This is a genomic window from Neobacillus sp. Fa239 (genome assembly GCF_055395235.1).
Genome location: NZ_AP041611.1, coordinates 266496 through 286056 on the forward strand (window position 1 = coordinate 266496; position 19561 = coordinate 286056).

The window sequence follows — 19561 nt, forward strand, 5'->3', positions numbered from 1 at the left end:
ATTGTCGAAATTGAAAAAGAAGTATGTATCGGAATCAAAAATGGCATAATTGTTAATAAAATATTCAGAATTATTAATTATGGGTAAAGTATCCTTTAAAGGGGGGCAGTGTCATGAAAACAAGAACCAATTATCCTTTTATTTATTTTTTCGTGGAGCCAATCGTGGTGTTTGTTTATAAAATTGAAGTAGATGAATATGTTACAGCTGCAAATCTATCAGAATTCGGGGATTGGGATACCTATGAGATTAAAAATGCCGATGAATTTAGGACCTTCAATCATGAATCGCATATTCCTTTAATAGGGCAAGGCTATTTTGTTCAGCAGGATCAACTACACTTCATGGTCGGAAAAATTAATCAGCTCATACATAAAAAACGTAATTTTTTCCCTAGGGAAAATGGATTTGAAGCCTCTGCGTTTCACCTTGTTTCCTCGCTCTCTACAGCGGGTTCTTTAAGGGTAGGATTGGACAGGCCGAAGACAGTGATCGGATTTCATGATTCCTTCTCAATAGGACCGATTTGGAAGCTGGACAGTAAATTCGGACAGGCAGGGCGTTATGAATGGTTATATGAGAATATCAATTTTGAGCAGGAGGATTATGAATTAGAGAATAAATTTACTAATACGCTTTTGGAAATCGCTGATATACCTGAATACGTTCCGATCTATATTTGGGCTGCCGAAAACGCGGATGAACAAATAGCGGTCCGGTTTATTCTTTATCAATTAAGAAATAAAGACAATGAAATCTATTTAATCGACACAAACGAATTTCAGGATCCATGGAAGAAGCCCGGAAATGAAAACCAGACGCTGCACCATTCAAGCATGCTGCAGCCCCATCAATTAAAATATCTATTTGAAAATAGAAAGCAAGCTGAACCGTTATCGCAGCAGGAGCGGATTTTTTTTCAAATTGAATGGGAGTCATTGGCGCAAACCAAGGATGTCCTTCGCATTTGGCAGGATGGAAGTATAGTAGGTGTCCCAGAGGATTACTATGATTCGTTGATTATCGAAACGATAAAAGAGCTGCAGGCGAATCAGGATTTTATTAGGGCTGGCAGAGTGATCGGAGAAATCCTCTATCAAATGGAAGAGATCGTTGGTGATGCGTATCTGGAATACCGGCTGCGGCATTTAATCTACAATGGGCACCTTGAGTTAAAAGGGATTCCAAAGTCAATGAGACACTATAGTGTGAAGGTGCGAAGTTAAGATTTTGCCTGCCGCTAGATTAAGGCGGCTATTCGAGAGAAAAGACGCGCCATGCGGGAGTAAATGGTGGTTAAGCGAGAGTATTGGACGGCTATCCGAGAGTAAATTGTTTAATGCGGCCTATCCCTTAACAAGCCTAAAAATAGGCTTGTTTTTTTTCTGCCATTTCGGTGACAGGCACTTGATTCTGGCTTATGATACAATTATTGATACGAATAACGGAACAATCCATCCTCAGGGGAAGGGGCAAACGGCGTGAACATAACATTAAATCATAAAATCATCCAAGAAATGTGCGGTATGGTCTCCTTCAAACGAGGAGATTATTTTTATCGCAATGATAAAGTAAGATTTGACCAATATCGTCCAGACCGTTGTTTAGCAACGGTACTTGGTGAGGAAGATTTCCATGTGACAGTTGAAACCCATGCCAATGGAGACATTCTCACGGAATGTACTTGCCCGAAGCTGGCTTCTTTTACTAAGGAGTGTCAGCATGTTGCCGCCGTCTTAATGGCGATTGAGGAGCACCAGCGGCAAGGAACCAATCCGGAACTGACAGAGGGATTACTAACCATTTTCAAAGATCAATTTGCCCCTTCCAGTGGTCATCAGCTTCATTTTGAAAAAAGGAAATTACTGGAAATGGTGTTTATCTGTAAGCCGATTCCGATAGGCAACGGACGGCATTTATTCGGAATAGAAATAAATTTAGAGTCATCTAAAGTTCAACGTATCCGTGAATTCCTGGAGCAAGTTAAGGCGGGGAATTCGTACTGTCTTTCCAAAGTATTCACATACGACCCGAGTATACACTGCTTTCAAAAAGACACGGATGCGGTTATTCACGAGCTCATCCTAGTGACGCGCGATGAACAGGTGTATGTTGATTCACTGCCAATCAAGGATTTCCATGAACAAATGCTGCTGATCCCCACTTCATCTTGGGAACGGCTCCTGCCATTACTTCAAAAAGCACCAGAGGTGACATTGGAGTATGATGGACAAACATTTGCAGGGCTTCATAGCACAGATGAGCCGCTGCCATTGGAATTCAACTTTTCAGAAGCAGCGGGCAAAGGTTACCAGTTAAAGGTCGTAGGTTTGAGCAGCATGATTGTACTTGATTCCTATAACTCTGTTCTGTTTGATGGAAAAATCAAACAGTTGGAGAGTCAAGATACCGACCGTCTAGTGGAATTGAAGCAAATGTTAGCTGTCTCAGGAACCAATCGAATTCCGATTCCACAACAGCAAATCCATTATTTTTTGGAAAAGGTGGCGCAAGGGTTAAAAAAGCTGGGGACTGTTACGTTTAGTGAGGCCGTCACGAAGCAATTGATGAGCACGCCGCTTGTGGCCAAGCTCTATTTGGACCGGGTAAAAAATCGCCTGCTTGCTGGACTTGAATTTCACTATAACCATTTGATCATTCATCCATTGGAAAATAGAGAGATCCCCGGAGGCACTACTTTGGTCAGAGATGTGGAAAAAGAGGGTGAAATCCTGCAGATTATGGAGGACAGTTCGTTTGCGACGACTGACGGTGGATATTATTTGCATAATGAAGAGCTGGAGTATGAATTTTTGTATCATGTCGTCCCGAAGCTTCAAAAGCTGGTCCAAATTTATGCTACCACGGCGGTAAGAAATCGGATCTTCAGAGAGAGTTTCCACCCTCAAATAAGGATTAAGGTCAAGAAAGAGAGAACCAATTGGCTTGAATTTAAATTTGAAATGAATATCCCGGAGCAGCAGATTCGGGAAGTTTTAGCCGCTTTAGAGGAAAAGCGGAAGTATTATCGATTGCCAAATGGCTCGCTGCTCTCGCTTCAGACAAGGGAATTCGAAGAAATTCAACGTTTCCTCTATTCCCCGCTGGCCCAGAATAAAGATTTGGTAAGTGGTTTGGAGTTACCCTTCGAACAATGCCTGCAGCTTCTGGATGTAGTTGAGGTGAGTGACATCTTTAAGCTGGAGGAATCCTTCCGTCAGTTTCTTGATCACCTGCGAAATCCAGGGCGTTTGAAATTCGAAGTGCCACCGAGTTTGGAGCCGACCCTTAAAGAGTATCAAAAACAGGGATTTAAGTGGATGAAAGCACTTGCGTATTATGGATTCGGCGGGATTTTAGCTGATGATATGGGTCTCGGTAAGACGATTCAAAGCATCTCGTTTATTTTGTCAGTCCTGTCAGAAATCCGAAAAACGAAGCAGCCGGTCCTGGTGGTGTGCCCGTCATCCCTGATGTATAACTGGCTGGGGGAAATCAGGAAATTTACGCAAGGATTGAAAGTGGCAGTGATTGATGGAACGAAAGAAGAGCGGTCCAAACTGCTGAAGGACGTTTCAGATGTTGATGTGCTGATCACCTCCTACCCGTTATTGCGCAGAGAGATCATCTGGTTTGAGAAACAATATTTCCATACTGTGTTTTTTGATGAGGCCCAGGCTTTTAAAAACCCTTTAACGCAAACGGCACGGGCAGCCAAGAAGCTGCAGTCTGATCACCGTTTCGCACTGACGGGTACACCGGTGGAGAATTCGCTCGAGGAGCTGTGGTCCATTTTCCATGTTGTGTTTCCGGAGCTGTTCCGTGGTTTAAAGGAATATAGTAAGCTCCCACGGAAAAACATTGCGCGTAGAATTCGGCCCTTTTTACTTCGCAGATTGAAGGAAGAGGTCCTTTCCGAGCTTCCGGAGAAAATGGAGTCATTGGAATCCGTGGAGCTGTTTCCTGAACAAAAGAAGCTATATGCGGCTTATTTGGCGAAACTGAGACATGATACCTTGAAGCATCTGGATAAGGACACCATTCGGAAAAATCGGATTAAAATATTGGCCGGTTTGACGCGCCTGCGGCAGATATGTTGCCATCCAAGCTTGTTTGTCGACGGTTATAAAGGAACATCTTCAAAATTTGAGCAGCTGAAGCAAATCATTAAAGAATCCAGACTTTCTGGCAGGAGAGTCCTTATCTTTTCACAGTTTACGAAAATGCTTGAGCTCATAAGCAGGGAGCTTACGAAGCAGGGGCTGCCGTTCTTTTATTTGGATGGCCAAACTCCAGCCGAAGAACGGGTGGAAATCTGCGACCGTTTTAATCGCGGTGAGCGCGATTTATTCCTTATTTCCTTGAAAGCAGGAGGAACAGGCCTTAACCTAATGAGTGCTGATACGGTGATTTTATATGATACGTGGTGGAACCCGGCCGTCGAGGAACAAGCAGCAGACCGTGCCCATCGGATCGGGCAGAAAAATGTGGTTCAGATCATCAAGCTCGTTGCCCGTGGAACCATTGAGGAAAAAATGAATGAGCTCCAGGAAAAAAAGCGTCATCTTGTGGAAGCTATCATTGATTCGGAAGATAGAATGATGGCTGTTCTTACAGAAGAGGATATCAGGGAGATTTTGATGGTATAAGGGAGGCACAATCATTGTGGCCTCCCAGATTTGAACTGATGGATTGTGGCTTTTCATTCCTTCTTTTTAACTTTCGATAATAGTCACAGGTACAAATAAAAGTTTTTCCATCCCCAAGTATTCTTACTGTATCGGCTCCACCTACGCCAAATACCATGATAGCCACACGCGCTATCCCCGCTGATACATACTATAACCCTATATTGTTACGAAAATATGGCCTATATGTTAGAAGGTTGTTAAGCGTGCATTAAAAAAACATAAATAAGAATCGTCAAATTTTAATGAAGTGCAGGCTGCCAAAAAAGGCAGCCTGTTTTTTTGGCTAATAAGAAAGTATAAACTATCGTTTACACTTTCTTATCGCGCATAAGTGCAACTACGCCTCTGTCTTCGCCTAACGGCTCGCCAATCGGCGAGTTTTCTTTAAATCGGTCTAAACTTTCTAAGAAAATTCTAATTTTGCCTAGCTATTCTATTTCTGAAGAAGTTTTGAGTTAGGAGGATTTCTAAATGAAAAAAATGGACAAAAAGTGGATTATTCTTTGTTCAACAGCCGTTGCAGCAGTCTATGCAGCTGGTTATGTGACAACGGAGCCTCAGGCTGCTGAAATCAGTCAACCGATCCAACATATCGCGGCAAACGTTCAAACAAAACATATGACAGCATTAAATGAACATAAAGTAAGCAAAAGTAAACCAATTAACAAGCCAAAGAGTCTTTATAAGAATGGTACATTTACCGGTTCCGGCTGGAATCGGCGCGGTTCCATTGACGTTGCCGTAACGATAAAGAATGATAAAATCACCAATGTTGAAATTAGCAATTTTGGGATGCATTATTCGGAAAGTGACGTAGTTGGGCTGCCTGATGAAGTGCTGCAGAAGCAAAGTGCACAAGTGACAAATGTATCAGGCGCAACTTATAGTACACAAGCATTTGAGGATGCCGTACAAGCTGCCCTTGATCAAGCCCATAATGAGGCAGGTTAGAAAAATGAAAAAATCAAAATTATATATGGATACAATCGTAGAAATAGAGGTTGTATCAAGAACATCAGAGGAAGTGCAGGAAGAGAAGATCAATCGTGCTTTTCATGTTTTTCAAAAAGTAGAGCAGGCCTGCAGCCGTTTTACCTCTAATAGTGAATTAATGAAAGCCTGCCGATTAGTCGGAGTTCCGGTTGAAATCAGCCCGCTTCTTTTTGAGCCGCTATACATGGCTGTGGAAGTGGCAAAACTGACGGATGGATTATTCGATCCGACCGTTGGGAAGGTGATGGAAATGAATGGATTTAACCGCCATTATCTAACGGGAGATAATATAGAAAGCCAGTCTTCTGATTCCGTTACTTATCAGGATATCGTGTTAGATCCTCAATCAAGAACATTATTGGTACGAAAACCTTTAGTGATTGATTTAGGGGCTGTGGCCAAAGGATTTGCCATCGATTTGGCCGTTAATGAATTAAGAGAGTTTGAAGGATTCGTGGTAAATGCCGGCGGTGATTTGTTTGCCGCTGGCGTCGATGAAAAGGGTGATCCATGGAAAGTGGGGATTCAGCATCCGCATCAAAAAGAAAATCTCATTGAAACCATTGAAATTTCCAATGAGGCCATCTGCACATCCGGCAGCTACGAGCGCAGGAATCAGAATAGACAAGATTTACATCATATAGTCAATCCGAAAACCAAGCATTCTCCTCAAGATTGGATGAGCTGCAGTGTGATCGCCCCTTTTGCCATGATGGCAGATGCTTTTTCGACGGCAGCCTTTTTACTTGGGGAAAATAAAGGCAAAAGCTTGCTAGAACAACTTGATGTAAAGGGAATCTTAATTACATCCGAATTACAAATAGATAGGGTTGGAGGGATTTAAGTGTCAGGGTATAAGTGGATGAAAACTCCAAAGGGCTATGTCACGATTGCCATGGTGTTTTATCTTTTGATTGCTTCCATCGGGTCAAAAAATTTGTTGGGTATCGAGAATGGTTTTATTGCTGTTGCTGCATCATTAGTTGTCGATAATCTCTATTGTCTTTTTACCAAGCGAAAAAGCAGCAGAGATGGAACGGTAATTACGGGTTTAATTATTTCACTCGTCTTAAGTTTTACTTCCTCATGGATGATTGTAGCTGGAACGGCTGTGATTGCCATTCTGGCGAAGCATTTATTCGTTTATAAGAAGAAACCTATTTTTAATCCAGCTGCTTTTGGGTTACTTGTCTCCATTTTTATTTTTCACTCAGAGCAAAGCTGGTGGGGTGCTTTTGGGGACCTTCCGTCATGGATGATTATTTTTCTGTTGATTGGTGGATACTTGGTGGCAGAGCGCGTGAATAAATTCCCGCAGGTTTTTTCATTTCTAGGCACCTTTTTTGTCTTGCTGTTACTCTTTGGTCAAGTCAACACGATGGCTGCCTCTGATGCGTTTCGCGCGCCTTTTATCAATGCTGCCTTATTTTTTGGCTTTTTTATGCTAACGGATCCGCCTACTTCACCAGCAAAATATAAAAACCAAGTCCTTTTTGGCGTCCTTACTGCAGTTGCAGGAATGATTGTTTATGTTATTTTTGGCGGACTTACCTATTTGTTTATCGGATTATTTGCCGGAAACCTTTATAGTTATCGTATTAAAGCCACAAAGGTCGCCCCTCAAAAACAAAACATAAATACAAGAAGTAGAGTTTATAGTAAGTAGAATGATGCAAAACATTTCTTTGAATCGTTTTTTAAAAAGATAAATAATGGTAACAAAATAGGAACAAGGGGGTTCTGGCTGGAATGCGTGTATTGGTCGTGGAAGATGATGGACCGTTAAGAAAAATCATTACAAGAATATTAGAGGAAGAACAATACGAAGTGGACCAAGCTGAAGATGGGGAAGAAGGCTATTTAATGGCTTCCTCGGGCGAGTATGACTTGATTACGCTTGATATTATGCTGCCGATGCTGGATGGATATGCTGTAATGAAAAAGTTGCGTAGTGAAGGCCATCAAACTCCCACATTGTTCCTTACGGCTAAGGACCGGATTGAGGATAAAGTAAAGGGCCTGGACTTTGGAGCGGACGACTATATCGTAAAACCCTTTGCAACAGAAGAATTTTTAGCGAGAGTTCGCTCCTTATTGCGCCGGGCAGGGAAAATGGGTATAGAAGGAAAAATGACCTATGGACCGATTCTCTTAGATACCAATCAACATGAAGGATTTATCAATGAAGCAGCCTTAAAATTGACGATAAAAGAATACGAATTACTGTTTTATCTAATTCAAAACAAAGAACAAATTTTAACAAGGGATCAAATTTATCAGCGAGTGTGGGGAATAGAATCCGATACGACAGAGTCAATTGTTGATCTTTACATCCACTATTTGCGGAAAAAATTTGCTCCATTTGACTTTGATCGACTGATTCGAACGGTCCGCGGTGTGGGATATATGTTAAAGGAGTAGTCCAGGTATGTTTAAAAAGACGAAACGCCGGCTTGTTATCTTAAATGCTCTGGTGTTTTTAATCCTGCAAAATGTTTTTGGGGCCATCATTTATTTTTATACGCATTTTAGTCTATACCAGCAGGTGGACCAAACCATTTTAGAAAAGAAAAATCACCTGCTCCGTGAAAAAGAAAAGCTGGGGGAGGAATTAAGTCCAGAGCGGGAAGAAAATCACCGGTTGATCTATTTATTATGGGAAAAGGGAAATAAGCAATACCAGGTGATCCCGCGAAATACGTTGACGACTAAAGCTGCTGGCGATTTTTCAAAATTAATAAATAAGACAGGCCTTCAATCCGCTTCCATTAGTGGAGAATCCTATCGCGCAATCACCATGTCTGTATCAATGAAAAAAGTGGACGCACCCGTTCAGCATATACAAATTATTTATAATCTTAAACGTGAAAACGAAATGTTAGATCATTTACTGATTGTCATCGGTTTTGGCTCATTATTTAGTGTCTTTATCGCGATTCTGGCTGGAATCTATCTTGCCAATAAAGCATTAATACCAATTAAGAAGTCATGGGAGAAGCAGCAGCAATTTGTTGCCGATGCCTCGCATGAGCTGCGGACACCACTCTCCGTCATGAAGCTGAATTTGGAGCATTTATTCCGGCATCCGGATGATACGATAGAACAGGAAAGTGAGACGATTCATCAAGTTATTCAAGAAATCAACTATATGTCCAAAATGACTGCTGATTTACTTACATTAGCGCGCTCGGACTCCGATCAGCTGCAGATCGTCCAAGAGTCCTTCCAGTTAGATGAAGTTCTCCAACAGGTAGTCAAGGATTTCAAATCTCTCGCTTTTAAAAAGAATATTGAAGTAACTGCTGAAATTTCCCCGATAAAATTAATCGGTGATAAAGAGAGACTAAAACAGCTGTTTGTTATACTTTTAGATAATGCTCTAAAATACACAAAAGAAAATGGCTTCATTTCTATTAAAAGCACCATCAAAAATTCGCGTGCAGTCATTGATGTATCCGATACAGGGATTGGTATCCCACAAAGTGACCTTCCTTATATTTATGACCGGTACTACCGTGGTGATAAATCGAGAACCCGTCATCTGGAAGGATCAGGATTAGGGCTTTCGATTGCAAGGTGGATTATCGAATCCCATTCAGGAAAAATTCGTATTATGAGTAAAGTCGGGGAGGGGACCCATGTTTTAGTCAGCCTCCCGCTTAAATATAAAAATTAGAGGCTGTCCCAAAAGGGTCTGATCCCCTCGCTCTACACTTAATATATGGACTCATTTAAGTTAAGTTCAGCATATATTAACGTTGGGGGGTCTGACCCTTTGTTTGCGGACAGCCTCATTTCTTTTTTTCTGAATAGGATACAAGTAAGGCAGTGGGAAATTTGAAAATGAAAGCATCTGGATGGGAAATCGAGGTTTTGGAGGAAATCATAAGATGGAGAAAGAACAAAAAGGTATGGAAATAGGCATCTATACATTAGCGGATTTATGCCCAGATCCGCAAACTGGAAAAACCATCAGTGCAAAACGACGGCTGGAGGAAATTATCGAAGCGGCGAAAATGGCTGATGAAGCAGGATTGGACGTATTTGGTGTAGGGGAACATCATCGGAAGGATTATGCCGTTTCGTCCCCTTCGATCGTGTTGTCTGCACTATCGCAAATCACTAATCGTATCAAACTGACTAGTGCTACTACTGTTTTAAACACGGTGGATCCAGTTCGATTATATGAAGATTTTGCAACACTTGATCTTTTGTCAAACGGACGGGCAGAAATCATGGCAGGGCGCGGGGCTTATTTTGAATCATTTCCCCTGTTTGGTTACGATGTAAAACATTATGATGAATTGTTTGAAGAACACATGGAGCTTTTTCTAAAGTTAAATGCAGAAGAGAAGGTAACCTGGAATGGCCGTTTTCGTTCACCGTTGCGAGATGCTGAAATTGCACCTCGGGCCATTCAAAAAGAGATACCCATTTGGGTTGGAGTTGGTGGGAATCCAGAAAGCGCAGCACGTGCAGGCAAATTGGGCATGGGTTTAGCTTTGGCAATCCTTGGAGGTCCGCCAAGCCGCTTTAAACCGCTTGTGGATCTATATCGAGAAACGGCAAATCAAGCAGGAGTCTCTCCTGATGTTCTGAAAGTGGGAGTGAACGGACATACATTTATTTCTGACACAACAAAGCGGGCAAAAGATGAATTTTATCCATATCACGCTAATTATTGGAGATACATGAACAATCAGCGCGGGGTGAGTACTCAAATCTCGAGAGAAGATTTTGAACTGATGACAGCACCTGAAACCGCGTTATTTGTAGGGAGCTCACAGCAGATTATAGAAAAAATTCTTCAACAATATGAGCTGTTTGGACATCAACGCTTTATCGCCCAAATGGACATAGGCGGCATGCCATATAAGACAGTGGCTGAAAACATCGAGCGATTAGCAACAGAGGTAGCACCGGTCGTGCGCAGGGAAACAAGTAAGTAATTTAGACCACTATTTCGTAGGTGGTCTTTTCTTGTTGATTGTTGATATAAGTTGAAAATGTGTCGATATCCCTTAGAAATGTGTTGATATATTCTAAATCTGTGTCGATATCTTCTAAAAATGTGTTGATATATCTTGGATTTGTGTTGATTTATTTAAACGCCCTTCGAGAATGAGCTGAATTTAGCGGAAAACACTCTAAAAAAGACATCTTCCATAAAATTAATAAAGGAATTTTTGAGTTTCTCTTGAAAAGAACAACTATATATTCAAGTAGAGGAGGAAGCTGTTATGGCAGACTGGACAAGAGAAATAATTCAAACTTCCCGTGGAAACTTTGAGGTTTTTATAAAAGGACAGGGGAGCCCGATTTGTATCACGCATCATTATTCCGAATTTAATGAATCAGGGGACTACTTTGCTGAAGTCTTTACAGATCAGCATCAAGTTTTTCTAGTGAATTTAAAAGAGGCCGGAAACTCTGATAAAGCCAAACAGGCCCACGAATTAAGCATGATTGATGCAGTACTGGATCTTGAAGAGATTCGGAATGAAATGGGGTTTTCTTCCTGGACCTTTGCAGGACATTCAACAGGAGGAATGATTGGTGTTTTATATGGTATTCATTGCTCCTCATCGTTAAGTTCACTTATTCTGGTCGGCACGTCTGCAAGAGAGTATGCCTCCTCATCCAATCAATGTATTTATAATGAAGGACACCCTGAATTTAAAAGAATGCAAGAATTAATTGAGTTTTTAAAACTACCAAATCTATCTGAAGAGGATAGGCAAAGATTTTCCAAAGAAAGAACTCAATTATCTTTATTTCGTCCTGAAAATTATGAGAGATATTTTTCAAAAAATATCTCTAAAAAAATCTCTGCAAAAAGAATGAACTTTTTTAGTAGAGAAGCGCTAATTTTTGATGTTACACGGCAGTTATCTGCAATTAGAACAAAAACGGCTATTCTTTGCGGCAGGCATGATGTTCAATGTCCTGTAAATTTTTCTATTGAAATGAGCGAGTTAATTTCAAATGCAATGCTACATATTTTTGAACAAAGCAATCATTATCCCTTTTTAGAAGAAGAGTTTGAATTTAATCGTGTAATATCAAGTGTTTTATTTTGAATTTTCCATTCCGTGTAGATAATGTATATGGTATGGAACACCTTGGGATTTTGGAGGAATGATCAATATGATGAAAATTAGAAACGTAAAAATGGAAGATCTGCCCGAGCTGGTTAGCATTGAAAATCTTTGCTTTTCAAAAGAAGAAGCTGCGACGAAGGAAGCCTTTGAAAAACGAATACAAATCATTCCGGATAGTTTTTTTGTTGCGGAAGAGGAGGGGGAAATTGCCGGGCTGGTCAATGGACCTGTCATAGAATCACCCTTCATTACGGATGACCTATTTGGAGATATAAGTCCAAATCCTCCATCTGGCGGTCATCAAACGATATTAGGATTAGCGGTGTCTCCGGATCATCAAAAACGGGGAGTGGCTTCTGTGTTACTTGCCCGGCTAGAAAAAGAAGCCAGAGAGAAAAACCGTGAAACAATCACCCTTACTTGCAAAGAAAATTTAATTCACTTCTATGAAAATCTTGGATACCTTAATAAAGGCCAATCAAACTCGGAGCATGGCGGAGTAATTTGGTACAACATGATCAAGAAATTGCACTAAATGGCTATGAGGGGGAAGGAACGATGAGTGGAATTGCCAAAACGCCTGAACCACCCTATTACGCGGTAATCTTTGCATCACAAAGAACCGAGGGGGATAGAGGCTACGGGAAAATGGCTGAAAAAATGGTGGAGTTAGCTTCACAGCAGAAGGGATTCCTAGGGGTCGAAAGTGCCCGCGATGAAGGTCTTGGAATTACCGTCTCCTATTGGGATTCTTTAGAATCGATAAAAGCTTGGAAAGAAAATTCAGCCCATAAAGTTGCACAGGAAAAAGGGAAAGCAGAATGGTATCAAAACTTTTCCCTTAGAGTTTGCAGAGTAGAAAGGCATAACTTTTTTGAAATGTAAAACAGACATTGTGGGGTCAGTCCCCCGACATGGTAATGCATTAAAGCGACGGGGGACTGACCCCATTTATCTCAAACTCTCATTGTCACGCCGCAAATGCGTTACGCCAATGAGAGTTTAAGTATCGTAGTTATTATGAAACGGCTGAAGGAAGCAAGGAATAAATAAAATGTGCAACGCCATCTAAATCGACGGCAATGAGTTTTACCACGTTAATCCTCCCCTTCATCTTCAAGGTCCGCTGTCAGTAGTTCCACGTTGTTCTTACTTAGTAACTCCCTAAATTCTTTCGAGGGCGTTTGATCCGTAATCAGGAGATCAATATCCTGCAAATCTGCATACCGAAAAAAATCAGTAATACCAATTTTGGTATGGTCGGCTAACACGATAACCTGTTTCGCCTGCTGAATCATTTTCCTTTTTACGACACCATCTTCCTCATGGGCGATCGTTAATCCCATTTCTGAAATGCCGACCACCCCGATACAAACCTTGTCGACATGGTATTCTGACAGCTTTTCTACTACTGATGAACCATATAAAAATCGATGCTCTTTTTGCAGTGTGCCGCCTAATAGCTGAATATTTATTTTGGGTTTGTCGGATAATACTTCTGCCTGATTGATTGAATTGGTGATAATGGTGCACTCGATGTTGTCAATTTGTTCTGCACAGGATTGAACCGTTGTGGACGCATCCAAGATCACTCTGTCGCCAGGATAAATTAAAGAAGCCGCCAATTTGCCAATTCGCCTTTTCTCTTCTGATACCGTTTTAAGGCGGTTTGTATAGGTTTTCACTTCATCATGGATAGATGGAAGGAGCGCACCGCCACGTGTCCGGACAATCGCTTTTTCTTCTTCTAGCCTGACAAGATCCCTTCTAGCTGTATCTCTAGAGACATCAAAGAGAGAACAAATTTGTTCAACCGAAATCCTGTTATTCTTTTTAAGGAATTCTATTATGGATAATAACCGCTCATCTTGGTACATCGAATGACACTACCTTTAAGTCTTTTTAAGTAATTATACAATATTTTTAAGTCATTTCAATTTAATTTAAGTATTTTTAAGTAAAAAATACCGTTCAGATTTCTCTGAACGGTGTTTTTGTCATTATTTCACGATTCCGGCACGCAATTGATTAACTCCAAATTCTAAATATGCCTTTAAACAGCTGAGCATATAAACCCAGCCTTCTTTATTGTCGAGCATCATAGGCAGCAGCTGTTCATCATTTTCGTTAAAGCCTTCTTCATTTATTTCAATGATGGTCATAGAATGGTCTATTTCATTCAGCGTTATTGTAACAGTATGTGCACTGTCAGCCGGACCCCATTTGAAAACGATTTTTTTATTTAACTCGACTTCCATCACTTGAATTTCCACTTGAGCGTTGTATTCTTCATATCTCAATGTCACTGTCTTCCCTTGTTCCCATCTCTCAGAACTGGAGGAGAACCAAAAATTACCGATTTTTGCAGGATCTACGAAGGCTTCAAATACTTCATGAGCGGGTTTTAAAATTTCAAATTTTGTCAGATTGTTCATACACGAATCCATCCTTCTTCAATTTTTTCTATCATGATCCGATTTGGAAGCGTTTATACCTAATATTAGTATAATAGGTTCCAAGACTACAGGCACTGTTTTTTCAGAATTATGATATAATGAACACACAGAGCAAACGAAAAAATGATTGGGGGCAATGGTAAAATGTTTAAAGAACTTGTCATGCCAACAGAAATTTCTATTAAGGATAAAAAGAAAATAATCAATGGTACCATACGTCGAGCCGCACTCTACGCCAGCAGCAAGGTAATCGAAGTGTTGACGCCAGAAAATGAAAGCTTTTATCTCATTTTCTATAAAAATTCCCTTATTTATGGTGATATGCTTGGTCATGTAGAAAAATGCACTTTTATCGATAAAGCTTTTGTTGAAGGAATCGTGATTGACTCCCCGCACCCGCTATTAACCTCATTCATCCCCGAATTATCACTTTCTGTTCCGAATAAAAATAAACTCTTTTCACAACTGCAAACTCATTTTTCTCTACAGGAAGTTGTTCATATTGCCACAACCCTGGACTCCTTTTTTGAAAAAGAACAGCTCATTCAAATGATTGATAAGGTCTACTTTCACTATAGAAGAAGTGGGAAATTTATGAAATCCTTTCAGATCATTCAAATGTTAAGTGATTTTGCGCCTGCATTAAAATCAGTTAAGGAACGCATGGATTCCCATGAATACTTTTCCTACCACGATTTTTACCACTCCGCCAGTTTACCTTCCATCCTAAAAAAGGATCCGCTATTTGTAGAATTACATTGCTTCAAAAATCGATTAAATCCAGAGAAACTTCTTTTATTAACAGGGATCTTAAGCCAGCAAGAGTGCTATGTTGAGCAGCTGTTGCTATGGTTGGAAAAGGTTCGTAGGCTTCAAACAACCGATTCAATAGAAAAATATACAGAGCTCGCTTTACGGTTTGTTTCGATGGAGGAATGGGTTCTCATTTTAGGTGAAGCAAATATCAATCCGTTCCGGGCGTTACCCAATACCAAATTCATTATGGAAAAAATGATCCAGACAGGAAATTATGAGAAAGCGGCTTTATATATATTCGAATTTATCGAAGATTTACCAAAATCCTTTGGGGAAATTCAAAAGGCCATTTGGGAAAATTCCGATGCCAAGTTTGTTTACTCGCACCTTGAGGATTTCATTACTTTGTTACAGCATCTGCCGCGTAATGAAAAAACAGAACAGATTGAAAAAAACGTTTTCCAGCTTGCCGCTAATCTGCTGCAAGAGTATGATCTGAAAACTGTTCACGAAAAGCTCCTACCCATTCAGGATATATTTCCTGACCTAGTGGTGATTCGAAAAATTAATGAAATGACCGAACTCGTGGAGGACCCTGATCAAATGATGAAATTGGGGGATTACTATGCAGAGTTTAAACAATTCGATTCTGCTATCGATTGCTTCTGCTGGGAAATGGAGCTGCAGCCACAAAATCCTGAGCCCGTAAGGAAAATCAGTAAAATGTATCAGCTGAAAGGAATGGTGAAGGAAGCCTCAGATTATCAAAAGGTTTATGCCCAATTAAAGAGTAATCAAGAAGCCGGGTGATTGAGATAACCCGGCTTTTCAGCGTGAAAATCGCATCTAATGAGAGTATATTAGGTTTATCCGAGAGTAAATCGAACTTAACCGAGAATAAATCGAACTTATCCGAGAGTAAACCCGCCCCCATGCAGACATTTATATCTCAATAATAATCGGCAGTATCATGGGTTTTCTTTTTGTTTGCGCAAATAAATATTGCCCTACTGTCTTTTTTATACTTTGTTTAACGATATTCCATTGGCGGATATTTTCTTCATCCATATCATTCACTGTTTTTTTGACAAGACGGTTAACCTCTCTCATCAGGTCTTCCGATTCTTTAACAAACACAAATCCACGGCTAATGGTATCGGGTCCCTGAATGATTTTTCGTTCCATTTTAGAAATCGTGAGGACAATGACAAGCATACCATCTTCCGCCAGCTGTTTCCGGTCGCGTAACACAATCTCTCCAATATCACCGACGCCCATCCCGTCAACATATGTATCACCTGCAGGGATCCTGCGGGTCTGGCGGGCGACCTGGTTTTCAATATCGACAACATCACCATTTTTAATAATAAAGGTATTTCCTTTCTCCACCCCAACAGCTTCGGCCAGTTGCTGGTGATGGTGCAGCATTCGAAATTCTCCGTGAATTGGAATAAAATAGGTCGGTTTCATTAAAGTCAGCATCAGCTTTAAATCTTCCTGGTAGCCATGTCCGGAAACATGCATGCCGGTGGAACTGCCAGAACCATAAATAACTTTGGCGCCGAGTCGAAAGAGATTGTCGATGATTCGTGAAACGTCCACTTCATTCCCGGGGATAGGGGATGCCGCTAAAATAACGGTGTCACCTGGGTAAATGGCAACATCCCGATAGGTTCCACTTGCGAGGCGGGCAAGGGCAGCCATTGGCTCCCCTTGACTTCCGGTACAAAGAATCGCCACTTTTTCCGGTGCCAGCTGGTCAACATCGCGGGCCTCGATCAGCATCCCCTCCGGAACATTTAAATAGCCCCGTTCAATCGCAACATCTACGACATTGACCATGCTCCGGCCAAGCAAGGCAAGCTTGCGATTGGTCAACAGTGCCGCATTCACGACTTGCTGAATCCGATTCACATTCGATGCAAAGGTAGAAACAATGACTTTTCCGTGTGCCTTTATGAATGCCTCATCCATATGTTCGCCAACCATGCTCTCAGATGGCGATAGTCCTTTGCGCTCAGCATTGGTGCTTTCAGAAATTAAAACCAAAACACCTTGACTGCCGATCCCGGCCATTTTATGAATTTCCGAATATTCGTTATTGGCAGGGGTTAAATCAAATTTGAAATCACCGGTATGAACAATATTCCCTTCCGGTGTTTCAAAAACAATCCCCAGACAATCGGGGATACTGTGGCTCGTTTTGAAAAAGGATGCTTTTATTTTTCCCAGCTCGAGAATGGAATCTGAATCGATTTGCACTAATTTTGTATCCCGGCTGAGCCGATGCTCCTCTAGCTTCAGTTCAATCAACCCAAGGGTAAAACGTGTGGCATAGATGGGCATATTTATTTTTCGCAGGATATATGGAATCCCGCCGATGTGGTCCTCATGTCCATGTGTCACAATTAAAGCGCGGATTTTATCTTGATTCTCTTCTAGGAAAGTAATATCAGGGATGATTAAATCAATCCCTAACAAACTCTCATCGGGAAACTTTCCGCCGCAGTCAATGATTACAAGATCATCTCCATATTGGATCACATACATGTTTTTTCCGATTTCATTAATGCCGCCTAATGCGAAAATGGATAATAAATTTTCATGGGTGCTCAAACTTATTCCTCCCAAATCCAGATAGATAATTTTAGTATGACCGTTTGGGAATTCTTTATTTAATGGGAAGAATGGTTAGATGGTAGTAATAGAACGTTGCATTGCCCGTGGAGAGGAAAAAGTAGCTTCGACGGTCAACGGAGAGCCGCTGCATTGCCCGTGAAGGAGAAAAATGAGCTTCAGCGGTCAAAGCAAAGCCGTTGCATTACCCGTGGAGGAGAAAAAAGAGCTTCGACGGTCAAAGGAGAGCCGCTGCATTGCCCGTGAAGAGGAAAAATTAGCTTCGAAAGTCAAAGGAGAGCCGTTGCATTGCCCTTGGAAGAGAAAAAGTAGCTTCGAAGGTCAAAGGAGAGTCGTTGCATTGCCCGTGGAGGAGAAAAAAGAGCTTCGACGGTCAAAGCAAAGCCGATGCAATGCCCGTGAAGAGGAAGAAGAAGCTTAAACAGTCAAACCAAGCGCGTCCCATTGCCCGAAAAAGAAAAAAATAGCAAGACGGTAGAGAAATTTGAAATTGTATATTTTATAAATGTGTTTTCCAGTTGAAGTTGATACTTTGATAGTCAAGATTTAACACTAGTTGCTATAATAGAATTAATATTTGGAAAATTAATACTTCTGGGGAGGAATTGAAATGGACATCCTGCTGAAAAAGGTTTTTGTCGGTCTGCCGAAAACGGTTGGAACAAAAGGCGCAGCAAGCCCGATGGAACGTGAATGGACCAGTGCTATTTTCAAAGAACCTGTACTTGGACCAGTCTGGGTCGGCAAAACGAAATTAACTGGAGACGGTCAATTTGATCTGGAGCATCACGGAGGGCCGGAAAAGGCTGTTTTTGCTTATGCTTTTGAGAACTATACCTATTGGCAAAAAGAATTGGGAAAACCTCAAATCACATCCGGAGGAATGGGAGAGAATTTTGTCATTGAAAATGGTAATGAAGAAACGATTTCGATTGGCGATACCTTTCAAATAGGCGAAGCCATCGTCCAAGTATCACAGCCAAGACAACCGTGCTGGAAGCCGGCACGCCGTTTTCAAGTTAAAACCTTAGCCCTGTTAATACAAAATACAGGCAGAACCGGCTGGTATTATCGTATTTTAAAAGAGGGGTACGTCGAGGAAGGGCAAAACTTTACTTTAATCGATCGACCTTATCCTCAATGGACGATTGCAAAGTGTAATCAAATCATCCATGCCAAGCAGCAAAATTTCACGGACCTGCATGCTCTTGCCCAATGTGAACTCCTTGCACCAGGCCTGAGAGCTACGTTGGAAAAGCGGATTGAAAAAGAAGAACGAACAATAGATATCCGAAGCAGAGTTTTTGGTCCGAATGAGTAAGTGGGGAATATTATTGATAAGAAAGCTGCTGAAAGATAAAAAACAGGGGGAACCAATATGAATCTTGTTGAAAAAGCACTTCAAGAAGCGAGTAAAGCACACCTTGGCCAGGTAAGAAAACATACGGATATCCCCTATATTACTCACCCTGTTGCAGTTGGAATGATGTTACAGAAAGCAGGGTACTCGGAGGAAGTCATTGCTGCAGGGATTCTCCATGATACCGTGGAAGATACGGATTTTACGCTGGAAGATATTAAACATGAATTCGGAACAAAAATTGCTGAAATAGTTGAAGGATGCTCCGAACCTGACAAATCCCTTTCCTGGGAGGAGAGGAAAGCTCATACGATTGAATTTCTAAAAACTGCATCTGCTGATATCCGTGCTGTTGCCTGTGCCGATAAGCTCCACAATTTAAGATCTATTTGGAATGACTATGACAAAATCGGTGAAGCGGTTTGGGAGAGGTTTAATCGCGGAAGGGAACAACAAGAATGGTATTATCGAAATATCATGGAAAGTTTGGGCTGCCAATCGGCTTTTCCATTACTTGAGGAGATGAAAAGAGAGGTAGAGCGGCTTTTCTATCAAGGATGAAGCTAT

General features: G+C 41.2%; 18 protein-coding genes. 15 read left to right on the forward strand and 3 right to left on the reverse strand.

The features are described from left to right. Positions 1-113 precede the first annotated feature (113 nt). From ACZ5XR_RS01290 to ACZ5XR_RS01340, 11 genes are all read left to right on the forward strand, one after another. A complete protein-coding gene (locus ACZ5XR_RS01290; RefSeq protein WP_464499911.1) occupies positions 114-1226 on the forward strand; it encodes a DUF1835 domain-containing protein in 1113 nt (370 codons plus the stop codon). A 255-nt stretch (positions 1227-1481) separates the two neighbouring features. Beyond that, positions 1482-4649: a DEAD/DEAH box helicase gene (locus ACZ5XR_RS01295; RefSeq protein ID WP_464499912.1), complete on the forward strand. Its 3168-nt coding sequence runs from the start codon at positions 1482-1484 to the stop codon at positions 4647-4649. 513 nt (positions 4650-5162) lie between these two features. Then, the gene (locus ACZ5XR_RS01300) at positions 5163-5642 is read left to right on the forward strand and encodes an FMN-binding protein (RefSeq protein WP_464499913.1); all 480 of its coding nucleotides are present in this window, start codon (positions 5163-5165) and stop codon (positions 5640-5642) included. Between the two features lie 4 nt (positions 5643-5646). Then, positions 5647-6528 carry an FAD:protein FMN transferase gene (locus tag ACZ5XR_RS01305; RefSeq protein WP_464499914.1) on the forward strand — a complete coding sequence of 294 codons (882 nt, stop codon included), beginning with the start codon at positions 5647-5649 and terminating at the stop codon, positions 6526-6528. Further along, positions 6529-7350, forward strand: coding sequence for an RnfABCDGE type electron transport complex subunit D (locus ACZ5XR_RS01310; RefSeq protein ID WP_464499915.1), 822 nt, complete (start codon positions 6529-6531; stop codon positions 7348-7350). Positions 7351-7433: 83 nt separating this feature from the next. Then, positions 7434-8105, forward strand: a complete 672-nt coding sequence (locus ACZ5XR_RS01315) for a response regulator transcription factor (protein WP_464499916.1) — start codon at positions 7434-7436, stop codon at positions 8103-8105. Positions 8106-8112: 7 nt separating this feature from the next. Further along, positions 8113-9360, forward strand: coding sequence for a sensor histidine kinase (locus ACZ5XR_RS01320; RefSeq protein ID WP_464499917.1), 1248 nt, complete (start codon positions 8113-8115; stop codon positions 9358-9360). A gap of 214 nt (positions 9361-9574) precedes the next feature. Further along, the gene (locus ACZ5XR_RS01325) at positions 9575-10633 is read left to right on the forward strand and encodes an LLM class flavin-dependent oxidoreductase (protein WP_464499918.1); all 1059 of its coding nucleotides are present in this window, start codon (positions 9575-9577) and stop codon (positions 10631-10633) included. Positions 10634-10924: 291 nt separating this feature from the next. Then, the gene (locus ACZ5XR_RS01330) at positions 10925-11764 is read left to right on the forward strand and encodes an alpha/beta fold hydrolase (protein WP_464499919.1); all 840 of its coding nucleotides are present in this window, start codon (positions 10925-10927) and stop codon (positions 11762-11764) included. A 67-nt stretch (positions 11765-11831) separates the two neighbouring features. Further along, on the forward strand, positions 11832-12320 hold the full coding sequence (locus tag ACZ5XR_RS01335; protein WP_464499920.1) for a GNAT family N-acetyltransferase: 489 nt from the start codon (positions 11832-11834) through the stop codon (positions 12318-12320). A gap of 23 nt (positions 12321-12343) precedes the next feature. Beyond that, the gene (locus ACZ5XR_RS01340) at positions 12344-12670 is read left to right on the forward strand and encodes an antibiotic biosynthesis monooxygenase family protein (RefSeq protein ID WP_464499921.1); all 327 of its coding nucleotides are present in this window, start codon (positions 12344-12346) and stop codon (positions 12668-12670) included. Between the two features lie 212 nt (positions 12671-12882). Here ACZ5XR_RS01340 and ACZ5XR_RS01345 read toward each other — a convergent pair whose 3' ends face one another. Together ACZ5XR_RS01345 and ACZ5XR_RS01350 are read right to left on the reverse strand one after the other, a co-directional pair. Next, positions 12883-13662, reverse strand: coding sequence for a DeoR/GlpR family DNA-binding transcription regulator (locus ACZ5XR_RS01345; RefSeq protein WP_464499922.1), 780 nt, complete (start codon positions 13660-13662; stop codon positions 12883-12885). A gap of 123 nt (positions 13663-13785) precedes the next feature. Further along, positions 13786-14220, reverse strand: a complete 435-nt coding sequence (locus tag ACZ5XR_RS01350; RefSeq protein WP_464499923.1) for an SRPBCC family protein — start codon at positions 14218-14220, stop codon at positions 13786-13788. A 165-nt stretch (positions 14221-14385) separates the two neighbouring features. Here ACZ5XR_RS01350 and ACZ5XR_RS01355 point away from each other — a divergent pair, with 165 nt between their 5' ends. Beyond that, positions 14386-15807: a tetratricopeptide repeat protein gene (locus ACZ5XR_RS01355; protein WP_464499924.1), complete on the forward strand. Its 1422-nt coding sequence runs from the start codon at positions 14386-14388 to the stop codon at positions 15805-15807. Positions 15808-15939: 132 nt separating this feature from the next. Here the strand turns inward: ACZ5XR_RS01355 and ACZ5XR_RS01360 are convergent, their stop codons facing one another. Beyond that, positions 15940-17613, reverse strand: coding sequence for a ribonuclease J (locus tag ACZ5XR_RS01360; protein WP_464499925.1), 1674 nt, complete (start codon positions 17611-17613; stop codon positions 15940-15942). Between the two features lie 172 nt (positions 17614-17785). Between ACZ5XR_RS01360 and ACZ5XR_RS01365 the strand changes: the two genes are divergently transcribed. The 3 genes from ACZ5XR_RS01365 to ACZ5XR_RS01375 all read left to right on the forward strand — a co-directional run bounded on the left by ACZ5XR_RS01365 (position 17786) and on the right by ACZ5XR_RS01375 (position 19555). Continuing rightward, positions 17786-18055 (forward strand): hypothetical protein, encoded by a 270-nt coding sequence (locus tag ACZ5XR_RS01365; RefSeq protein WP_464499926.1) that lies wholly within the window; start codon positions 17786-17788, stop codon positions 18053-18055. A gap of 189 nt (positions 18056-18244) precedes the next feature. Continuing rightward, the gene (locus ACZ5XR_RS01370; RefSeq protein WP_464499927.1) at positions 18245-18955 is read left to right on the forward strand and encodes an MOSC domain-containing protein; all 711 of its coding nucleotides are present in this window, start codon (positions 18245-18247) and stop codon (positions 18953-18955) included. 57 nt (positions 18956-19012) lie between these two features. Beyond that, complete coding sequence (locus tag ACZ5XR_RS01375; RefSeq protein WP_464499928.1) at positions 19013-19555, forward strand: HD domain-containing protein; 543 nt, start codon at positions 19013-19015, stop codon at positions 19553-19555. Positions 19556-19561 lie beyond the last annotated feature (6 nt).